This window comes from Sulfobacillus sp. TH-112, from assembly GCF_057473405.1.
Genome location: NZ_JBYCKN010000158.1, coordinates 1 through 3,115, shown reverse-complemented (window position 1 = coordinate 3,115; position 3,115 = coordinate 1). Strand labels below are relative to the sequence as shown.

Below are 3,115 nucleotides of genomic sequence, written 5' to 3'. Positions count from 1 at the left end.
ATCGATATGGCGTCGCGGTCGATTCACCCTATGAGGTATTCTGTAATCCCGCACCCTTCAGTCTCGTCTATACCTCCCGATACTTTCAACCCGACGGAGAGGACTTTGACGCCTCCTATCAGTTTGTCGGACCGTCAATAAGCCGGCGTTCGCATTCCGACACCTTGGATGATGCTCAAATCGACCCAAATAATCTGATCTATATCTCACTTGGGACCGTCTTTAATCAGGCGTTGGACTTTTATAAGACCTGTTTTAGGGCTCTGGGTAATACCCGCTATACGGTGATTCTGTCGGTCGGACGAAGAGTGTCCTTGGAGGATTTAGGCACCGTACCGCCAAACTTTATCGTGCGACATCATGTGCCCCAGCTAGAGGTATTGCAACGAGCCAAGCTCTTTATTACCCATGGCGGAATGAACAGTACCAGTGAAGCCCTCTATTATGGCGTCCCGCTAATTGTCGTGCCGCAAAATGCGGATCAACCGTTGATAGCGCGACGGGTCGTGGAGTTGGGAGCAGGAATCCAATTGGACTCTCACACAATCACAGCAGAAGAACTGCAGAGTAGCGTCGAAAAAGTGATGGGTGATGCGGCCATCAAAGACGCCTGCGTGAAGATTGGGAACTCGTTCCGCGAAGCGGGAGGCCCAAAGAAAGGCGTCGAAGCGATTTTTTCTTACACTCGGAGTCGGGGAGTGGTGCGGTAGCGCTAGGCTGGACCATTCATCACATCCACCTTCGAAATGCCACAGGGAGAGGCGTTTGGAGTGCTGGCGCACTCCGGGCCTTCCTTCAGGGAACGCCGCTAGAATCTTATATATAGCACTTCTCCTTAAATCGTTTTCCATCGCCATACGATATGAGAGCAAATTCCCTTGGGCCATCTGACCCCTCCTATCTACACCGGAGAACAATCAAGAGTTACCATACGACAAATGACGGATAGAACAGTACGACCTTTACCGTATTGTAGAGATGGTGCGTAATGCCTATGGTATTAAAGTAGCCAATAAATGACGGAATATTTGGTTTTAACAGTGTAGAAAAAAAACAGACACTCCGTCGTATGGTAATGGTCTAACCTTAATCTGTTCTTAATCGGAGTCACACAAACTCATAACCAAGGCTACGTACAATCGATACATCGCCCACGCCACTCCCAGCACCAACCGTCCAGTGGTCGTTGCGTGACATAGCGGCGGTTTTGGACACAGAGTACACTACAGAAGCTTTATGAGGAGGATGGCATTGAACCTCATCCCAACGTCCGAGACACTCTCGATCACGGTGACTCCGGACATGACGCACCAAATCGTGGAAGTACCATTTAGACTTCCTGAAAAAGTTGTTCACCTTCACGTATCCCTTACCAAGTCCGTTTCATCATCGGTTATTGATCTGGGCCTCAAGTCGCCTGAGTGCGTCTGGGGATGGAGCGGCGGGATGCGTAGCGAGTTTACCATTGGATTGAATAATGCCACTCCAGGATATCAGATGGGGCCTCTTGAGAAAGGGGAATGGGCGATATTGTTGGGCCTCTATCGTTTACCCACAGATCCGGTCACGCTGTCGATCGAAATTGAAAGAAGCCAGTATACTCCCCAATGGATCAAAGGGGATTTGCACCTTCATTCCACGCACAGTGATGGGGTATGGTCTCTGGAAGAGCTTTCTCGTGAAGCGGAAGACCAGGGACTGGACTATATCGCGTTAACCGATCACAACACCACCAGCCAAAATCAGGGACTACACCTGGCAACGCACCTCATCCTGGTACCAGGCATGGAATGGACCACCTATCAAGGGCATGCCAATGTGTGGGGAATTTCTGATCCGTGGCCTGACTGGCGCGTAGCAAGCGATGCCGAGATTGAGGCGAAGCGCAAGGATGTCACGGCTCGCGGCGGTGTGGTGTCGATCAATCATCCATTTGATGACTTTGACCCTGGTATTCATTGGGCGTGGTCTAAAGAGGGGTTTGCGGCCATTGAAATCTGGAATGGGCCCTGGCGTCCCGGCAATCAGGCGGCACTTAATTGGTGGCAGCAGCAACTGGAGCGTGGTGAGCATATTGTGGCGGTCGGCGGAAGCGATACGCACGGACCGAACGATGTTGGCGTCCATGTCGGCCATCCTACGACCTGGGTCTGGAGTGAGGATCGCACCTCGGAATCCATCGTGGAGGGTATTCGGCGGGGTTACGTCTTCATCACTGAGAGTCCTGACGGGCCCTCTCTGACCCAAGGACCGATCACCACGCCGTGTCACCCCGGCGATGTTATTCCCATTCGTGTGACAGGACTGGCGACGGATGATCGCATTCGTCTGGTCGGCGACCAAGGGATGCTCTACGAATCTCAGGTCCAAGAGAGGACTTGGGAGCATGAGTGGCGCATCCAGTCAGAGAAATTTCTCCGCCTTGAGGTGCATCGATATCATCAAGAGTGGGACTTTTGGATGCCGGTCCTGCTAACGAATCCGCTCTATCGTCAACCCATAGACAGCGACTAAGTGGACTATGCGCTGTCGCGATGGGTAGCCGCAATCATTATGATGGCACGAGGTGAATTATGGAAAGTGCTGTGATGGACTCGGGTTCCTCGGCAAGCAAATTTTCCTATCAGTCATCGGCAATCTTGGGGCTCGGCATGTTTGCAGTGGCGCTGGCCTCAGGGATTTTCAATAGCTACGTCCCGCTCTTTATTCGTCACTATATTCCGTCTATCGCTCTCATCGGTCTTATTGCCTCTTTTCGTACGTTTATGGGCGTGTTGCTGAACCTGTACTTTTCGTCCCGGTCCGATCGCACCCGCAGTCGCTTTGGCCGCCGCATGCCCTACCTCTTGATTGGGATGCCGATCACGGGGCTCCTATTCATCATGTTTCCCTGGGAAATTGGCGGAGCGTTTCTCATCACCATCGACATTATCTATGCCTTTGCGTCCAATATCTTTTATGCACCCATGGATGCCTTGATGCCCGACGTGACTCCGCCACGCCATCGCAGTCAAGCATACGGCATCATTAATGCCATGGGGGGTGGAGCTGCGCTCTTAGCGTTTTTCGTCGGACCCGCTCTTTTTCACATTAGTCGGCAATTGCCGGTTTTGAT

Annotated in this window: 3 protein-coding genes; all 3 read left to right on the top strand. The window is 52.0% G+C overall.

All coding sequences use genetic code 11. From position 1 onward, the window contains the following. Positions 1-710, top strand: a 710-nt coding sequence (locus tag ACOJWD_RS11200; RefSeq protein ID WP_486993315.1) for a macrolide family glycosyltransferase, incomplete at its 5' end; no start/stop codon positions are given. Between the two features lie 541 nt (positions 711-1,251). Beyond that, the gene (locus ACOJWD_RS11195; RefSeq protein ID WP_486993314.1) at positions 1,252-2,514 is read left to right on the top strand and encodes a CehA/McbA family metallohydrolase; all 1,263 of its coding nucleotides are present in this window, start codon (positions 1,252-1,254) and stop codon (positions 2,512-2,514) included. Positions 2,515-2,573: 59 nt separating this feature from the next. Continuing rightward, positions 2,574-3,115 (top strand): MFS transporter (locus tag ACOJWD_RS11190; protein WP_486993313.1); only part of this gene is annotated, 542 nt, incomplete at its 3' end.